Raw genomic sequence first — 15,894 nt, forward strand, 5'->3', positions numbered from 1 at the left:
CGAGGTTGTCGCCCGCCGGGCGCACCGAGCACACTGGCCGCGTGAGCGTACGGGAACGGCTCGGGCGGGACTTGCTCGCGGCGGTGGAACTCGGCGCGGCCGCCGACGAGTTGGGCGAAGTGATCTCTCGCGCGGTCGCGTCCGTCGTGCCGCACGACGCGGCGGGGCTGATCGCCACCAGCCCCACGGCGGGTTTCGGCATCCCCTCCTTCACCTTCTGGCACGGCGTCGAGCCCGACATCGGCCGGGCCCTGGTCCGCCGCTTCTACACAGGAAACGACCCGTACCCGCCGCGGTCGCTCGCCCGGCGCGCGGTCCCCGCCGGGATCCTCCGGGGCGCACGCCACGGCGACGGTGACGACGTCGACGGCCACCGGACGATGGACGGGGCGAGCCCGCGCTCAGCGCTCGCCGACCTCGGCGTCGGCAGTGAACTGCATTTGCTGATCCGGGACGCGCGGGGAGTGTGGGGCATGCTCGGCCTGCTGCGGCCCCAGGGAGCCGCGCCCTTCAGCGAGGCCGACACGCGGCGCACGGCGGAGCTCGCGCCGCTGCTCGTGGCGTTCCTGCGCGGATACGTCACCAGGGCCCCGCTCGTCCCCGCCGTGCCCACGCTGCCGCCCGGCGTGACCATCGTCGGCCCCGACGGCACCGTCCGTGCGACCACTCCTCAGGGCAGAGCGTGGAGCGACCAACTCCGCGGCTGCGTGCGGGACCCGACCTGGGTCGGCGAGTCGTTCCTGGCGGGGCTGGCCGCGTACGTACGCCGACCCGCGCACGATCCGCGAACCGGCCCCCCGACACTCATCGGCCCGGCCGCGGCCTACGGCCGCTGGATCGTCTGCCAGGCGCAGCCCTTGGACGGCGAGCGGCACGGCGACCTCGCCGTCGTCGTGCACGCGGCGACGGGTGAGCACGTGCTGCCGTCCTTCTGCGACTGGTACGGCATCACGGCCCGCGAGCGTGAGGTCGTCGGCCACCTCAGTCAGGGAACCGCGCCGCAGCGCATCGCCCGGTACCTGGACGTGTCGACGTACACCGTGAACGATCACATCAGGGCGGTCTTCCGGAAGACCGGCGCGGGCGGCCGTGCGGAACTCCTCGCCGCGCTCACTTGACCGGGCAACGGCGACCGCTCACCGGGCATCAAGGGGCCCCGCCGCGACGGGGGAGCGCGGCGGGGCCTTACGGCCTTGTTCCCGCATCCGGCCGGGGCTATGCCTCGTTCCGGGCGCCGGGCCGCTCACGCCCCCGCCGCTGCCGCCTCAACCACCGCTTCTCCCGCACGCGTACGCGCGTACAACACCTGCCGCCCGGCCCGGTGCGCGCCGACCAGGCCCGCCGTGCGCAGGGCGGTCAGATGCTGGGAGACGCCGCCGGGGGTGAGGCCGCTGCGGCGGGCGAGTTCCGTCGTCGACGCGGGAGCGGTGAGCTCGGCGAGGAGCAGGGCGCGCGACCGGCCCATCACTCCAGCGAGCGCCTCGGAGACCGGAGTGGGACGGGACTGCCACAGGTCGCCGACGTGCCGCGGCGGGTAGCGCAGCGACGGCTGCCACGCCTCGCCCAGTACGGAGAAAATGCGCGGCCACACGAAGGCCGACGGCACCAGCAGCAGGCCACGGCCGTCCAGGCGGCGCGGGCCGTGCGCCGTGCGGTGGGCCAGGTGCAGTGTTCCGTCGGCCCAGGCGACTTGCGGATCCAGGTCCGTGAACAGGTGGTGCGCGCCGCCGTCCACGAGGCGGCCCGCGCGGTAGCGGATGTCGTTCTCCAGGAGGGTGAGGATTCGCGGCCAGTACGGGGCGAGGGCCAGGTCCCAGTACGTCTCGATCACCGTGGCCAGCCCGTCGAGCCGCGCGACGGGGTCGGCGCGCAGGGCGGCCATCCGCGCCTCCGGCACCGCCGATGTGGTCGTCAGGAGTTCCGGCGGGGTGGCCCGCAGCGCCGCCAACTCCATGGCGAGCGAGGGCAGCGGAGTCACGGGCGGCGGACAGAGAAAGGAAGGGACGCTGCCCGTCGACGGCGACCGGGCCGGCACCGGGATCAGGTCGAACAGGGCGCCGAAGTCGAGTCGGGCGGCGGCCAGCCGCGGGCGGACCTGCTCCGTCCACGTACGGTGCAGGCCGTGTTCGTCGGCACCCTTCAGCACCCGCACGCTCGCCATCACCTCCCACAGCGGAGACAGCGCGAAGCGCGTACGGGCGAGGTCCTCCCGGTCGAACTCGATCTCGATCATTTAGCGGAGACTAAATCAGTAGGGGAGGCCGCAGGTCGCCGCACACCGTATGCGCATGCATCCAGACTCCGGGTCTCCGTGGCGCGTCCACGGTTTCCGTACGCTCTTCACGGCGAGCGCGCTCAGCCACCTCGGCACCAACGTCGGCTACGTGGCGATCCCGCTGCTCGCCGTCACCGTTCTCGACGCGACTCCCGGTCAGGCAGGCGCCCTTGCCGCGCTGTCGACCGTCGCCTTCCTGCTCATCGGGCTGCCCGCGGGGGCCTGGGTGGACCGGCTGCCCGGCCGCCGGATCCTGGTCGCCGCCGACGCCGCGCGGGCCGCGCTGCTCGTCTCCGTCCCCGTCGCCTGGTACCTGGACGCCCTGTCGCTGCCGCAGCTCTACGTCGTCGTGCTCCTGAACGGCTGCGCCACGGTCTTCTTCGACGTCGGCTCGCAGAGCATCCTGCCCGAACTCGTCGGCCGGGAGCGGCTGGTCCCCGCCAACACCGCCGTGGTGAGCCTGATGGCCGGAGCCAACATCGCGGGACGGGGCGCCGGCGGCCTGCTGGTGCAGCTCCTCACGGCGCCGTTGGCCATCCTCGGCGCGGCCGTCGCCTACCTCGCCTCCGCCATCGGCCTTGTCGGGGTGCGGAGTCCGGGCGCACGCGCCGCGGCACCGGCCGGGCGGCGGCTGCGGGACGACATCGCGGAGGGGCTGCGGCACGTCTTCGGCAGCCGCGAACTGCGCGCGCTCGCGCTCACCGCGACGCTCAGCAACCTGGGTGCACAGATGATCAACGCGATGCTGCCGGTTCTGTTCACCCGTGACCTGGGTCTTTCGGCCGGGGTGCTTGGTCTGTACTGGGCGGCCGGCGGGGTGGGCATCCTGATCGGCGCCACCTGCGCCCGACGCCTTGCCGCCCGCTTCGGCCACGGCCGCGCCCTGGGGCTCGCCGGACTGTGGTTCGCCCCCGCGGGACTGGCCGTTGGCCTGGTCGGGCGCGGGCCCTGGTTGTGGGTGGCCACGGCAGGCTGGCTGGCGGCCACGACGAAGATGGGCGTGGACAACGTCCTCGGCGTCAGCCTGCGTCAGCGCCTGACCCCCGACGCGCTCCTCGGCCGGATGAACGCCACCTTCCGTTTCCTGCTCACCGGCGCCCTCGCCGTCGGCTCCGTCCTCGGCGGACTCCTCGGCGAGCTCGCGGGCGTACGGGTGGCGGTGTGGGTGGGAGCCGTGTGCCTGACCGGCGCGTTCCTGCCGGTCCTGTGCTCCCCGGTGCGCACGCTGCGAGAGCTGCCGCCGGCTCCGGTCGTGCGGCCGCCACGCCCCGGCTCACCGAAAGCCGCGCCGCAGTCCTGACCGGCGCTCCTTCGGCCGCCCTGTGCAGGCGCGCGGCGTACGACAAGGCCGATGACGGGGAATCCGACGCTCCTGGTCGAGTTCCGGCCAAATGGGCCGAGAGCAAAGCAGTGTGGCCGGATCTTATGGGACGTTGTCAGGCGCTCCTCGGGAGGTTTGTCAGGGACTTCCTGAGTCGCCCTCCCCAGTCGAAGTCCGACGGGGAGAATTGTTCTGCGGGGTCTTGTCAGGGGATCTCTCAGGCCAGGGGGATTCCTTTATCGCTTCGGTGCCGAACACTCGCATCGACGGCGACGCCCGTGACCGGTCCGGTCACGCCATGTGAGAGACGAATCCCACGCTTTGCCATGTCCGCACGCGTCGGAACCGCGATGGCCACGCGTCAGGACCGCGAGGGCGAGGCGCTGTCGGCGCACCCGCAACGGCGCCGCCGACGCGCCGCGCGACGGAAGGCGGGCGGGGGAATTGCACGGGGGAGAAACAAATGCCGCACGACCTGGGTGCCGGAATGCTGGTCGCCAAGGATCAGGAACAGAAACAATTGCTGGGGGCCGTACTGACCAAACGGGGCGCGGCGGTCATCGGGCCCGCCGGTGTGGGAAAGACGGCGCTGCTCTCCGCCGTGACGCGCCAACTGGACCCGGCGCGCTTCGAAGTCGTCTGGGCAGCGGCCACCGAGGCGGGCGGACGGATTCCCTTCGGCGTCTTCCGCGGACTGCTCTGCGTCGACGCGCCGCTCGACCACGGCCGGACGTACGGCCTGGTGCGCCGCGAACTGAGCCGCCGCGCCGGACAGCGCACCCCGGTGCTCGTCATCGACGACGTCCACCGGCTCGACGCATGGTCCGCGGCCCTCGCGCTGAACCTGGCCGCCGAGGGAAGCCTGCGCCTGGTCGTCGCCGCCCGCTCCGGCCTGGAGATGTCGGACGCCGTGGTGGCGCTGTGGAAGGACAAGTACCTGGAACGCCTCGACCTGACACCGCTCAGCCGCGCCGACACCGGACGGCTTGCGTGCGCGCTGGTGAACGGCGAGGCGGCGCGGGCCACCGTGGACCTCCTGTTCCAGTGGACCGGCGGGAACCCGCTGTTCGTGACCGAACTGATCCGCCACGCCCGGGTCACACGCGGTCTCGAGCAGGCCTGCGGCCTGTGGTGGTGGCGCGGTCCGCTGACCGTGCCGCCCCGCCTTGCCGAGCTGTTCGACCGTGAGCTGCGCGGCCTCGGCCCGGTGCAGCGCGACGCCCTGGACGCCGTCGCCCTGGGCGAACCGCTCCCGCTGCCCGTCCTGGAGGCCGTGGCACCCGACGTGGTGGAGTGCCTGGAGGCCAGGGGCTACGTCCGCACGACCGAAGACGACGGCCAGATCATGGTGCGGCTGAGCGGGCCGATGCTGGGCGCGGCGGCACGCCAGCGGCTGCCCCTGCTGCGGCGCCGCCGTCTCGCGGGTGCCCTGCTGGCCGCGAGCCGCACCCTCCCGGAACCGGACCACGTGACCCGGGCCCGCTGGCAGTTGGACGCCCACGGCCCGGTCGACACCGAGCTGTTGACACGTGCGGCCGAGACGACCTGCCGGCACGACCCCGAACTCGCCTGCCGCTTCGCGCGCCGCGCGCTGCACAGCTCGGGCGCCGCCGCCGTCCCGCTGGCCCGTGCGCTGGTCGAGCTCGGCGACATCGCCCAGGCCCGCAAGGTCCTGGAACGGGCGCATGCCAAGGCGACCGGGCCGGACACACGGCTGCCCCTGGCGATCGCACTCGCCGAGCACCGCTGCTGGGCCGACCGCGATCCGGCCCGCGCCGCCGCCGAACTCGCCGCACTGCGCACCGAAGTGTCGGCGCCCGCCGACCTGGCCGCAGTGGACGGCACATACGCCCTGGTGCTGCTCTTCGGCGGCCGGACGGGCGCGGCCATGGGAGTCGCCGAGCGGGTCCTGCGCCGTCCGGCGCGCGGGCCGGGCGTCGCCTCCGCCCGCCTGGCCCTCGCCGTCTGCCGCGCGCTGACCGGACGTACGAAAGAGGCGGTCACGCTCGCCGAAGACGCTCCGACGGACTGGGACTGCCCCGCTCACCTCTCCGAACTCGCCGCCGTTGTCCGGGACTTCCGGCTGCTGTGGCCGGTGTCCCAGGCGCCGGGCGCGTTCGGGGAGTCCGCGGACGAACGCCGCCCGGGCCTGCCGGGACAGCGGCAGGGCACCGAGTCGGCCCTGCTCGGCGGCTATCTCCAGTGGGTCCTCGGCCATCGGCCGGAGGCGATCGCGCTGTTGCGGGAGGCGGTGGGCCAGCAGTCCGGCGGGCGACGCCTCTTCCGCACCGAGGCATCGTGCCGGCTGGCCGTCTGTCTCGCCGAGGAGGGCGAGCCCGACGCCGCCGAACGCGTCCTGTCCGGATGCCGGTCCGACCCGGTCGCCGTCGTGCCGGGCCAGGTGCACTGGGCACAGGCCGCGGTGGCCGCGGCGCGGGGCGACCTGATGACCGCGTCGGCGTCGGCGCGGGCCGCCGCCGACGCGGCACGGGACGCCGGATGCCGGGCCGTCGAGGTGGAGTACTTGACGTACGCGGCCTGGCTCGCGCCGGACAAGCCGCCGCCCGGTGTCGTGGACCGGCTCGCCGCCGCCGTACGTGACGTCGACGCGCCGCGGCTCGTCGCCGGAGCGGAAGCCGTCCTGGCGCTGTCCCGCGAGTGCGGTGCCGAACTGCTCGACCACGCCGCCCGGCTCGACGCCCTCGGCATGGGCGCGCAGGCCTGGCGGCTCGCCGAATCGGCGGTGGCCGCCCTGCGCGCGGAGGGCGGCCACCGCCTCGGCGAAGCGGTGCTGCTGGTGGGGCGGCTGCGGGAGCGGCTCGGTGTCGCCCCGGTGGCGGCCGCGTCCGAGGCGCTCACCGCCCGGGAGGTGGAGATCGCCTCACTGGCCGCCGGAGGCCTGTCCGACCGCGCCATCTCCGACCGGCTCGCCCTGTCCGTGCGGACGGTGGAGAGCCACCTCGCCCGCATCTACCGCAAGCTCGGCGTGCACTCCCGGCGCGACCTTCCGGCCGTTCTCGGCCGGAGCTGAGCGGACGGCGGGACCGGTGGTGTAGGCCGCCGCGTGGAGCGCGTACATGTCCGCGTAGCGGCCGCCCCGGGCGAACAGCTCGGTGTGCGTGCCCTTTTCGATGATCCTGCCGCCGTCCAGGACCACGATGAGGTCGGCGTCGCGCACCGTGGAGAACCGGTGCGACACGATCACGGTGATGGTGTCCGGCCCGTCCGGCCCGTCCGACGCAGCCGCGTTCGCCCGCAGGTAGCGGCGCAGCAACTCGGCCTCGCTGCCCGGATCGAGGCTGGCGGCGGGCTCGTCGAGGAGTACGAGACGGGGCGCGGTACGCATCCGGGCGCGGGCGAGCGCGAGCTTCTGCCACTGGCCCGCGGACAGGTCCGTGCCGTCCGGCATGGTCCGGCCGAGCTGGGTGTCGAGCCCCGCCGTCAGGCCCGCCACGACGTCGGCCGCACCGGCCGACTCCAGCGCGGCCCGGATCGCGGCCGGGTCGTCGAGCGCTCCGAGGTCGCCAAGGCCGACGGCCTCACGGGCGAGCAGCTCGAACCGGCAGAAGTCCTGGAAGCAGGCGGTGACCCGGGCCCGCCACTGCTCCGGGGGCACCTCGGACAGGTCCTGGCCGCCGCACACGATCCGCCCGGCCGACACCGGCTGCAGCCCCGCGAGCAGCGCGACCAGCGTGGACTTGCCCGCCCCGTTGTCCCCGACGACCGCGACGGTGGCTCCCCGGGGCAGGCGCAGGTCGACGGGGCCCAGTGCCGGGGCCGTGCGCCCCGGATAGGTGAACGAGACGCCTTCGAGGACGAGGTCGCCGCCCGGCGGCAGCCCGGCGTCCGTCCCGGCCGCCCTGCCCGCGCCGTCCGCCCGGGCCACCCCGTCAGCCCCAGCCGTCCCGCTCGCCCCACCGGTATGCGGGTAGTCGACCAACCGCAGATACAGCGCGACCGTGTCGAGCGAGCGCCGCAGCCACCCGAGCAGCCAGCCGAGTCCGGTGGTGGCGCCGACGAGCCGCGTGCTCAGCAGCAGGACGAGCACGGCCTGGCCCGCCGAGCCCGAACCGTGGATCACCGACCGCGACACGACGTACAGTCCGCCGATGAGCGCGGAGCCGAAGAACAGCCACCCCGCCGCGACGGCGATCGCGCCCTTGGCCCGCGCCGCCTCGCGCGGCCCGCTCGCGGCGGCGAACGCGTCCCGGTGCCGCGCCGCGATCTCGTCGGCCAGCCGGTAGAGCCGGACTTCGCGGGCCGGGGCCGGATCGGTGGCCAGCGAGAACAGGGCCATGCGGCGGCGATCGGCCTCGGCGCCGGCGCGCTCGGCCGTCGTGACCAGACGGGCCTGCCACCGGTTGGCCGCCGCGAGCGGCAGCACGGTCAACGGCAGCAGGGCGAGCAGCGGGCTCGCGGTGATCAGCAGGACCAGCGCGGCGGCAAACCTGGCCAGCAGGTTGGCGTTCTCCACGAACGCGGCCAGGGCGGTGCCGAATTCGCCGCGCCGCTGCCGCACCACCTCGGCGGTGTCGAGGAACTCGGGGTCCTGATAGTGCCCGATGTGCGGCGGCGTCGAACACAGATTCATGAGGCGGCGGTCGAACTCGAGCCCCACCCGATGCTGCAGCACGAGCCGTACGTCGGTCGCGACCGCGGTGGCCTGGTGGACCAGCACGGTGACCACGAGCAGGAGCAGGCCGCCCTGCACCGTCTGGGCACGGTCGTGCCCGACGGCGCCGTCGATCATCCACTGCAGGCCGATCGCCTGCAGCGCTGCCACGACGTTCAGGAGCGGGGACAGGATCAGGACGAGCAGCCCGCGCCGCGGGTCCACCCGGATCGCGGTGCCGATCAGCAGCCGGACGGCGGCGAGGTTCTTGCGTACGACGGCCTTCGCGGTCTTGCCGGTGTGCTTGCGTACGACGGCTCGCTCGTTCTTACGCACGACGGCTTCCTCCGTGCAGCTGGAAGGGTTCGGACTGGACGCGGAACATCCGTGCGTACCGGCCGCCGGAGGCGACGAGTTCGTCGTGCGTGCCGAATTCGCTGATCCGTCCGCCGTCGACCACGGCGATCCGGTCGGCGAGCCGGACGGTGGCGAAGCGGTGCGAGACCAGGATGGTGGTGAGCCCCGCGGTGATCTCCAGGAACCGGGCGTACAGCTCGTGTTCCGCCTCTACGTCGAGGTGAGCGGTGGGTTCGTCGAGGACGAGCACCCGGGCGCCGTGCCGCACGGCGTACAGCGCGCGGCTCAGCGCCAGCCGCTGCCACTGACCGCCGGAGAGTTCCGTGCCCTCGGTGAAGGCGCCGCTGAGCGGGGTGTTCCAGCCGTCGGGCAGCTCCTGCTCGACGCCGAGGAACCCGCCGAGCCGGGCGGCCGAGGTGAGGTCCGCGTCGGTGGCGGCGGTCTCGATGTGTCCGAAGCCGACGTTGTCGCGTACGGAGAACGGGTAGCGCACGAAGTCCTGGAACACCACGGCCAGTTGGCGTCGCCACGAGTCCGGGTCGTAGGCGTTCAGGTCCTGGCCGTCGACCGTGATCCGGCCGCCGTCCGGGAGGTAGAGCCCGGACAGGAGCTTGGTGAGGGTGCTCTTGCCCGCGCCGTTGTCGCCGACGATCGCGAGCGACGAGCCAGCGGGGATGGCCAGGTCCAGATCGTCGAGCACGGGTCCACGGCCGCCGGTGTAGGCGAACCGCACCTTCTCGAACCGGATGTCGTGGCGGGGCAGATCCGCCGCGGCGAGCCGTCCGAGTTCCCCGGCCGTGTCCAGGGCGCCTACGCCGAGCGCCGCGGGCACGGCGGTGCTCGCCGTGTGCAGCCGCCACTGCAGGTCGCCCGTGAAGCCGAGGGCGAACAGGCCGAGCAACGCCTGGAGCGCCACGGCCAGTTGGCCGACCGCGAGTGAACCGCGAGCCGCCTGGTAAGCAAGGGGCAGCACCACGGCGACGTGCGCGAGGAACAGGAGCAGGATCGCCAGGGCGTGGCGCCGCGGGCTCACCCGGGCCCGGCGCATCTGCACCATGCCGTCCCACCAGGCCACGGCGAACCGCTCGACGAGCCAGGAGCGCAGGCCGAACAGCCGCAACTCCTTGGCCGCGGGAGCGGTCGTCGCCGTGTCGCGCAGATACGCGGCTCGCCTGAGCTGCGCGGTCTCGCCCGCGTGTGCCGACACCGACCGCTCGATCTCCTTCTCCTGCCAGCGGCCGGTGACCACCCAGGCGGAGCCGAGGACCAGCGGCATCCACCACTGGCCCGCCCAGCCGAGCAGGACGGCCGAGACGAGTCCGGTCAGCCGCAGCGGCACGAGTCCGGCCAGCGCGGTGACCGCCTGACCCGGCGGGTGCGCACCGAGGCCGACGGCCCGCGCGCGCTCGATCCGGTCGGCCACGTCCGCGTCGTCCAGATGCCCGATCTGGGCGGGGCGCAGCGCGCCTTCGACGGTACGTTGGGCCATCGCACCGTCGAGCCGGGTGCCGAGGCGCGCGGCCAGCATGGTCCTGACCGGATCGAGGACCATGTCGAGGAGGAGGACGGTCGCGAGCAGCGCGAGCCCGACGACGACGCCGCGCATGGACTTCGGCGTGTCGGTGAGCGCGACGACGAGGCGCCCCGTCGCCAGGGGCAGCAGGGCGCTGCCCACCGCCTGCGCGACGAGGAGCGTCGCGAGGACGAAGGTCAGCCCGCGCGCGATCCGCGGCAACTGCCGGACCAGTGCGAGGACTCCGTTGTGGACTGTCATGGTCCGGTTCACCCTTCAGCGGTCGTCGGCCCGCGTGGCCGGTGGTGGGTGCGGTGGCCGCTCCTGTCCGGATGGGGAGCGGCCACCGCCGGGCATCAGTTACCGCCGGTGGTAGGGGGCGGATACATCATGGGAAAGCACCTCCTCTCGCTCTCGGCTGAAAGGAACGCTAATCCGCGGCGAGCGGAAAGAGATCCGTAGTCGAGTACGCAATTGGGCGTGGCCCCTACGGAAGCCGCGGCAATGCCCGTAGGTACAACACCCTTGCGTACCAAGGGCCGTTCATTGCGTACTCCACTACGGACGACCGGCGGCTCAAGTGATTCGTACAGTGCGGATCCAGGAATCTGTGCCCGACTTCAGCCTGGAGAACCACTGATGACCAACGCGGAAAACATGGAGAGCGCTCAGAACTCTGAGAACGTGAAGAGCGCGAAGGGCGCCAAGGCAGTGGACGACGACGTGAATCCCAATGCCGTCATCTGGGACGTCACGTTCGCCTGCCCGCTGCGCTGCTATCACTGCTATACGGAGTCGGGGAGGCGTCCCGCCAAGAATCTCGGCCACGAGGACATGCTGAAGGTCGCGGACGCGATCATTTCCCTCGAACCGCAGATGATCACGCTGTGCGGCGGCGAACCGCTGACCATCAAGCGAATCATCGATGTCGCCCGGCACTTCGCCGACGCGGGCGTGCGGGTGTTCCTCTACACCAGCGGGTGGGCGATGCCTGCGGCGACGGTCGAGGCGCTCGCCGATGTGGCCACCAAGATCGTGGTGAGCCTCGACGGCGGCAACGCGGCGACGCACGACCGGATCCGCGGACGGCGCGGCTCCTTCGAGCGGGCGACGGGCGCGCTCGCGCGGATCGACGCGGAGGTCGGCCGCCGGATCGCGGCGGGCCTCCCGGCGCCCCGGTTCGGCATCGACTACGTGGTCGTACGCAGCAACTACCAGGAAATGGACCAGATGTGCGCCGAAGTGGCGCCGCGGTTCCCGCACTTGGAGACGGTGTACTTCGGCGCCGTGGTGCCCACCGGCCTCGCCAGCCGGCCGTCGTTCGTCGAGCACGAACTGCTCGGCGACGAGCAGGTCGCCGAGCTGATCGCGCCGGACACCCGGCGCCGGCTCCAGGAGGCCGCACCGCCGTCCGTGACCGTGGAGACGACCGAGAACTTCGAGGTCCAGATGAACCCGGACTTCCTCGCGCGCACCCCCAGCTTCCGCCCCTTCGAGATCGAACCGGACGGCGAAGTGCGGGGCATGCCGATCTACGAGGGCACCGTGGGCAGCCTGCTCACCGACGACCCGCGTGAGGTGTGGCGGCGGGTGCGGGAGCGGTGGAACGACCCGTTCGTCCTCGACTGCCTCAACCGCATCCGCACCCGCGCGGACTGGGCCGAGGCCGTGCGCCGCATCGACTACCGGTTCGCGTCACCCGAAGACCGTCGCCGGATCGACAGCAGGCCGCCCTATCGGCCCGCGGTCGTGGACGGGGTGGCCTGAGCGCCGCAGAACTCGGCCTCGACGACGCGCACCGGGGAGGCGGGGTCGGCCCAGTCGCCGTTGAGGTTCATCGACAGCGCGTGCCTGCCGTCCCTGGTGGCCATGGCGTAGGAGAAGGAGCCCTGGATGAGGCCGTTGTGGCCCCACAAGGGGCCGCAGGACGTCTTCATCCGGAAGATGCCCAGGCCATAGGCGTTGCCGTGCGCGTCGATCGGCACGGTGGTGGTCATCTCGTCGAGCTGGCGCGGCTTCAGGAGCTTTCCGGACAGCAGGGCCCGGTAGAAGCGGTTGAGATCCCCGGAAGTCGAGACGATCTCGCCGCCCGCGCCGGCGAGGGAGGGGTTGAGGTCGGTGACGTCGTACGTCACGCTCCCCGGGCCTCCGGGCCCGCCCAGGCCGCCGGTCAGCTTCGAATAGGCCCGCCCGCTGGGCCGGGGCATCCGCGACTCGGTGCCCGGCAGAGTGGTGGCGTCCAGGTGGAGCGGGCGCAGGATGCGGCGCTCGATCTCGCGGGCGTAGGAACGGCCGGTGGCCTTTTCGATCATCATTCCGGCGAGGGTGTAGTTGGTGTCGGAGTAGTGCCAGCCGTCGCCGGGCGCGAAGTCCGGCCGGTGGGTCATGGCGAGCCGGACGATGCGCCGCGGTGTCCAGGTGTCGTGGCGGTGGGCGAGGAACGCAGTGGAGAACGCCCGCCGCTGGAAGTCCGGGTCCGCTGTGTAGCTGTAGATCCCGCTGGTGTGGTTGAGGAGTTGCCGCAACGTGATGCGGCGGCCGTCGTGCCCGTTGCCCCGGACCAGGCCGGGCAGCCAGTGGTCCACGCAGTCGTCCAGGCTCAGCCTTCCCGCGGCCTCCAACTGGAGCAGCACGGTGGCGACGAAGGTCTTGGTGAGCGATCCCGCCCGGTACCGGTCCTCGGCCCGGCGCGGTGTGCCGGTCTTGAGGTCGGCGGCGCCGGCGCGGCCGAACCAGGTGTCGCGCCGCCACGCGAGATCTCCTGGAGCCAACACCCTGACGTGGGTGGACATGGAGGCACCCAGTGCGTGGAGGCACCCAGTGCGTGGACGCACCCAGTGCACGGACGCACCTCGTGGCGCTCAGGCATGCGCCCACCGCGCGGGCGTACGGTGCCGGACGCGACCGGCGCGTAATCACACACCTGTCCCGGTCGCGCCCTTTTGGGGAATCCGCGCTTCCGGATGCGCTCAGCCGCCTCCTGTACCACGTTCCCTGCTCCCTGCCGGGACTGTTTGGCTGATTCGGGCAGGCCGCCCTTTCCGGCCTGCCCGTCCTGCCCGCTCTGCTCGATCTGTACGTCCCCCACCGGCCCGTCCTGCCCGTCGGCACGCGCACCGACCGCGCGGCCCCCACCCCCCACTCACGTCGGCCCGGAACACATCTGCGCGCCTGCGCACAGCGCGGCGCGCCTGCCCGCGCCCGTACCCGCGAGGCGCGAACCCCCGTGCATCCGTGCACGTCCGCGCGCATTCACGCGCGCATCCACGCAGCTCCGCTCATGTCCGCTCACGTACAGGGAGGCAATGTGTCCACACCCGAAAGCGCTGCCGGACCCAGCACCGCACGAGACGACGAGCCGCCCGCCGCCGAGGCACAACTCACCAGCCTCAGCACCCTGGCGGCCCGCCAGCTCACCACCACCGCCAAGTCCGAACCCCAGATGCAGGCCATCACCTCACGATGGCTGCTCAAGATGCTGCCGTGGACGGACGTCAAGGGCGGCACCTACCGCGTCAACCGGCGCCTCCAGCTCAGGGTCGGCCGCGGCCGCGTGCAGTTCGAGCAGAACGGCGCCGACGACATCAAGGTCATCCCCGAGACGCTGACCGAACTGCCCGTCCTGCGCGGCTACTCCGACACCGCGGTCCTCAAGAAGATCGCCTCCCGCCTGCGGACGCGCCAGGTGCGCGTCGGCGAGGTCCTCTTCGACGCGGGACAGCCCGTGACCGAGGCCTATCTCGTCGTCCACGGCCGGTTCATCCGGTACGCCACCGGCAAGTACGGCGAGGAGGAGGTCATCGGAGTCGTCACCGACGGCGACCAGATGGGGGACGAGGCCATCGGCAGGCCCGACCCGCTGTGGCTCTCCTCGGTGCGGGCCGAGACCCCCGCGGTGGTCCTGGTCCTGCCCTGGGACTCGCTGATGGAGATCGTGGAGGCCGCGCCCTCGCTCGCGGCGCACCTGGACGCCTTCGCGGAGCGGCAGGGCAAGCCCATGAACCGCAAGGGCGAGGCCGACGTCCCCATGCAGGCAGGACACGTGGGGGAGCCCACCCTCACCGCCGGCTACGTCGACTACGAACTCGCCCCGCGCGAGTACGGACTCTCCCTCACCCAGACGGTGCTGCGCATCCACACCCGGGTCGCCGACCTCTACAACAACCCGATGGACCAGACCGAGCAGCAACTCCGCCTGACCATCGAGGAGATCCGCGAACGCCAGGAATGGGAGATGGTCAACAACCGTGAGTTCGGGCTGCTGCACAGTGTCGACTACGGCCAGCGCATCAGCACGTTCACCGGCCCTCCCACTCCGGACGACCTCGACGAACTCCTGTCGATGCGGCGCAAGACCAGGCTGTTCCTCGCCCACCCGAAGGCGATCGCGGCGTTCTTCCGCCAGTGCAACCGGCGCGGCCTGGTGCCCGGCACGGTGACCGTCGACGGGCACGAGGTCCCCGCGTGGCGGGGCGTGCCGCTGTTCCCGTGCGGCAAGATCCCGATCAGCCCGGAACACACCACCAGCATCATCGCGCTGCGCACCGGAGAGGCCGACCAGGGAGTCGTCGGCCTGTACCAGACGGGAATCCCGGAGGAGTACCAACCCGGCCTGAACGTACGGTTCATGGGCATCGACACCGCCGCGATCATGAGCTATCTGGTCACCGCGTACTACTCGCTCGCCATCCTCGTCCCCGACGCCGCCGGGATCCTGGAGAACGTACAGATCGGCCGGAGCGCGGAATGAGCACGGCGCCCGCGTCCGAGACGCCTCCATGGCGGCCACCCGGGCCGCCGAGGCCGGCCGGGGCCCTGCGCACCCGGCGCGGCGGCCCGATCCCCGGCCTGCGTCACCGGCCCGCCGTGCCCGCCGACCCCGGGAAGGTCAAGGAGGTCGACCGCAGGCTGGAGGTCTGGGCGCACCACCACGACCTGTTCCCCGCGGCGTGGAAGGGCGACTTCGCGGACTTCCAGTTCGGTCGGGCCGTGGTGCTCCAGCACCCGGGCGCGGCCGATCTGGACCGGCTCGCCGCGGCGGGAAAGCTGCTGCTCGCCGAGAACCTCGTCGACAGCTGCTACTGCGAGGCGGACGAGGGCCGGGGCGGCTCGCCGCGCGGTCTCGGCGGACGGCTCGTCCTGGCGCAGTCGGCGCTCGACCCGTTCCACGGCGCGCCCGAGCAGGAGGCACAGTGGCGACGCGGCGTCCAGGCCGACGGGCCGCTGCGCTCGTACCACTGGGCCCTCAACGACTTCGCCGCCCTCGCCACACCCAGCCAGACCGACCGGTTCGTGCACGACATCGCCCGGCTGCACCTCGGCTACCTCGGCGAGGCCGCCTGGGCCGAGACCCGGCACGTGCCGCGGACGTGGGAGTACCTGGTGATGCGGCAGTTCAACAACTTCCGCCCCTGCCTGTCCATCGTCGACGCCGTCGACGGCTACGAACTGCCCGAAGCGCTGTACGCCCGCCCGGAGATCCAGCGCGTCACGGCCCTCGCCTGCAATGCCACCACCCTCGTCAACGACCTGTACTCCTTCACCAAGGAGCTGGCCGGCGACCCGCACCACTGGAACCTGCCGCTGGTCATCGCCGCCAACGAGCGGTGCGGCCTGAAGGCGGCCTACCTGAAGGCCGTCGAGATCCACAACAGGGTCATGGAGGCCTTCGAGGAGGAGTCCGCGGTGCTGTCCGCCACGTCACCCCTGGTCGAGCGGTACGCCGAGGGCCTCGCCGCGTGGGTGTCCGGCAACCACGAGTGGCATGCCACCAACACCCGCCGCTACCACCTGCCCAACTACTGGTAGCGCCCCTC

The 15,894-nt window shown here is 72.5% G+C and carries 9 protein-coding genes and 1 pseudogene; 6 read left to right on the plus strand and 4 right to left on the minus strand.

The features are described 5' to 3' along the window. The first annotated feature begins 41 nt into the window (after positions 1 to 41). Positions 42 to 1,118: a helix-turn-helix transcriptional regulator gene (locus AC0KTA_RS38085; protein WP_481052762.1), complete on the plus strand. Its 1,077-nt coding sequence runs from the start codon at positions 42 to 44 to the stop codon at positions 1,116 to 1,118. 125 nt (positions 1,119 to 1,243) lie between these two features. On the opposite strand, the gene AC0KTA_RS38090 is transcribed toward AC0KTA_RS38085, so the two are convergent. Further along, entirely contained in the window at positions 1,244 to 2,233 is a 990-nt protein-coding gene (locus AC0KTA_RS38090; RefSeq protein WP_481052763.1) for an ArsR/SmtB family transcription factor, read from the minus strand. A gap of 55 nt (positions 2,234 to 2,288) precedes the next feature. Here AC0KTA_RS38090 and AC0KTA_RS38095 point away from each other — a divergent pair, with 55 nt between their 5' ends. Both AC0KTA_RS38095 and AC0KTA_RS38100 read left to right on the plus strand, forming a co-directional pair. Further along, the gene (locus tag AC0KTA_RS38095) at positions 2,289 to 3,575 is read left to right on the plus strand and encodes an MFS transporter (protein WP_481052764.1); all 1,287 of its coding nucleotides are present in this window, start codon (positions 2,289 to 2,291) and stop codon (positions 3,573 to 3,575) included. A 484-nt stretch (positions 3,576 to 4,059) separates the two neighbouring features. Further along, entirely contained in the window at positions 4,060 to 6,627 is a 2,568-nt protein-coding gene (locus AC0KTA_RS38100; protein WP_481052765.1) for a LuxR C-terminal-related transcriptional regulator, read from the plus strand. Positions 6,628 to 6,912: 285 nt separating this feature from the next. On the opposite strand, the pseudogene AC0KTA_RS38105 reads toward AC0KTA_RS38100, so the two are convergent. Both AC0KTA_RS38105 and AC0KTA_RS38110 read right to left on the minus strand, forming a co-directional pair. Beyond that, positions 6,913 to 8,346, minus strand: a pseudogene (locus AC0KTA_RS38105) (ATP-binding cassette domain-containing protein); the annotation flags it as partial. Positions 8,347 to 8,536: 190 nt separating this feature from the next. Then, on the minus strand, positions 8,537 to 10,339 hold the full coding sequence (locus AC0KTA_RS38110; RefSeq protein WP_481052766.1) for an ABC transporter ATP-binding protein: 1,803 nt from the start codon (positions 10,337 to 10,339) through the stop codon (positions 8,537 to 8,539). A gap of 378 nt (positions 10,340 to 10,717) precedes the next feature. Between AC0KTA_RS38110 and AC0KTA_RS38115 the strand changes: the two genes are divergently transcribed. Further along, the gene (locus tag AC0KTA_RS38115) at positions 10,718 to 11,845 is read left to right on the plus strand and encodes a radical SAM protein (RefSeq protein ID WP_481052767.1); all 1,128 of its coding nucleotides are present in this window, start codon (positions 10,718 to 10,720) and stop codon (positions 11,843 to 11,845) included. Here AC0KTA_RS38115 and AC0KTA_RS38120 read toward each other — a convergent pair. Further along, a complete protein-coding gene (locus AC0KTA_RS38120; protein ID WP_481052768.1) occupies positions 11,812 to 12,870 on the minus strand; it encodes a serine hydrolase domain-containing protein in 1,059 nt (352 codons plus the stop codon). The genes AC0KTA_RS38115 and AC0KTA_RS38120 overlap by 34 nt on opposite strands. A gap of 515 nt (positions 12,871 to 13,385) precedes the next feature. Between AC0KTA_RS38120 and AC0KTA_RS38125 the strand changes: the two genes are divergently transcribed. Both AC0KTA_RS38125 and AC0KTA_RS38130 read left to right on the plus strand, forming a co-directional pair. Continuing rightward, positions 13,386 to 14,828, plus strand: coding sequence for a family 2B encapsulin nanocompartment shell protein (locus AC0KTA_RS38125; RefSeq protein ID WP_481052769.1), 1,443 nt, complete (start codon positions 13,386 to 13,388; stop codon positions 14,826 to 14,828). After that, positions 14,825 to 15,886, plus strand: coding sequence for a family 2 encapsulin nanocompartment cargo protein terpene cyclase (locus tag AC0KTA_RS38130; RefSeq protein WP_481052770.1), 1,062 nt, complete (start codon positions 14,825 to 14,827; stop codon positions 15,884 to 15,886). The genes AC0KTA_RS38125 and AC0KTA_RS38130 overlap by 4 nt, the downstream gene beginning before the upstream one ends. The last annotated feature ends 8 nt before the right edge of the window (positions 15,887 to 15,894 follow it).

The organism is Streptomyces sp. Y309 (assembly GCF_056712025.1).

Bases quoted from the DNA above. Each gene is read 5' to 3' on its own strand.
- AC0KTA_RS38090 (WP_481052763.1), bottom strand. From the start codon at position 2,233: ATGATCGAGATCGAGTTCGACCGGGAGGACCTCGCCCGTACGCGCTTC.
- AC0KTA_RS38095 (WP_481052764.1), top strand. From the start codon at position 2,289: ATGCATCCAGACTCCGGGTCTCCGTGGCGCGTCCACGGTTTCCGTACG.
- AC0KTA_RS38100 (WP_481052765.1), top strand. From the start codon at position 4,060: ATGCCGCACGACCTGGGTGCCGGAATGCTGGTCGCCAAGGATCAGGAA.
- AC0KTA_RS38110 (WP_481052766.1), bottom strand. From the start codon at position 10,339: ATGACAGTCCACAACGGAGTCCTCGCACTGGTCCGGCAGTTGCCGCGG.
- AC0KTA_RS38115 (WP_481052767.1), top strand. From the start codon at position 10,718: ATGACCAACGCGGAAAACATGGAGAGCGCTCAGAACTCTGAGAACGTG.
- AC0KTA_RS38120 (WP_481052768.1), bottom strand. From the start codon at position 12,870: ATGTCCACCCACGTCAGGGTGTTGGCTCCAGGAGATCTCGCGTGGCGG.
- AC0KTA_RS38130 (WP_481052770.1), top strand. From the start codon at position 14,825: ATGAGCACGGCGCCCGCGTCCGAGACGCCTCCATGGCGGCCACCCGGG.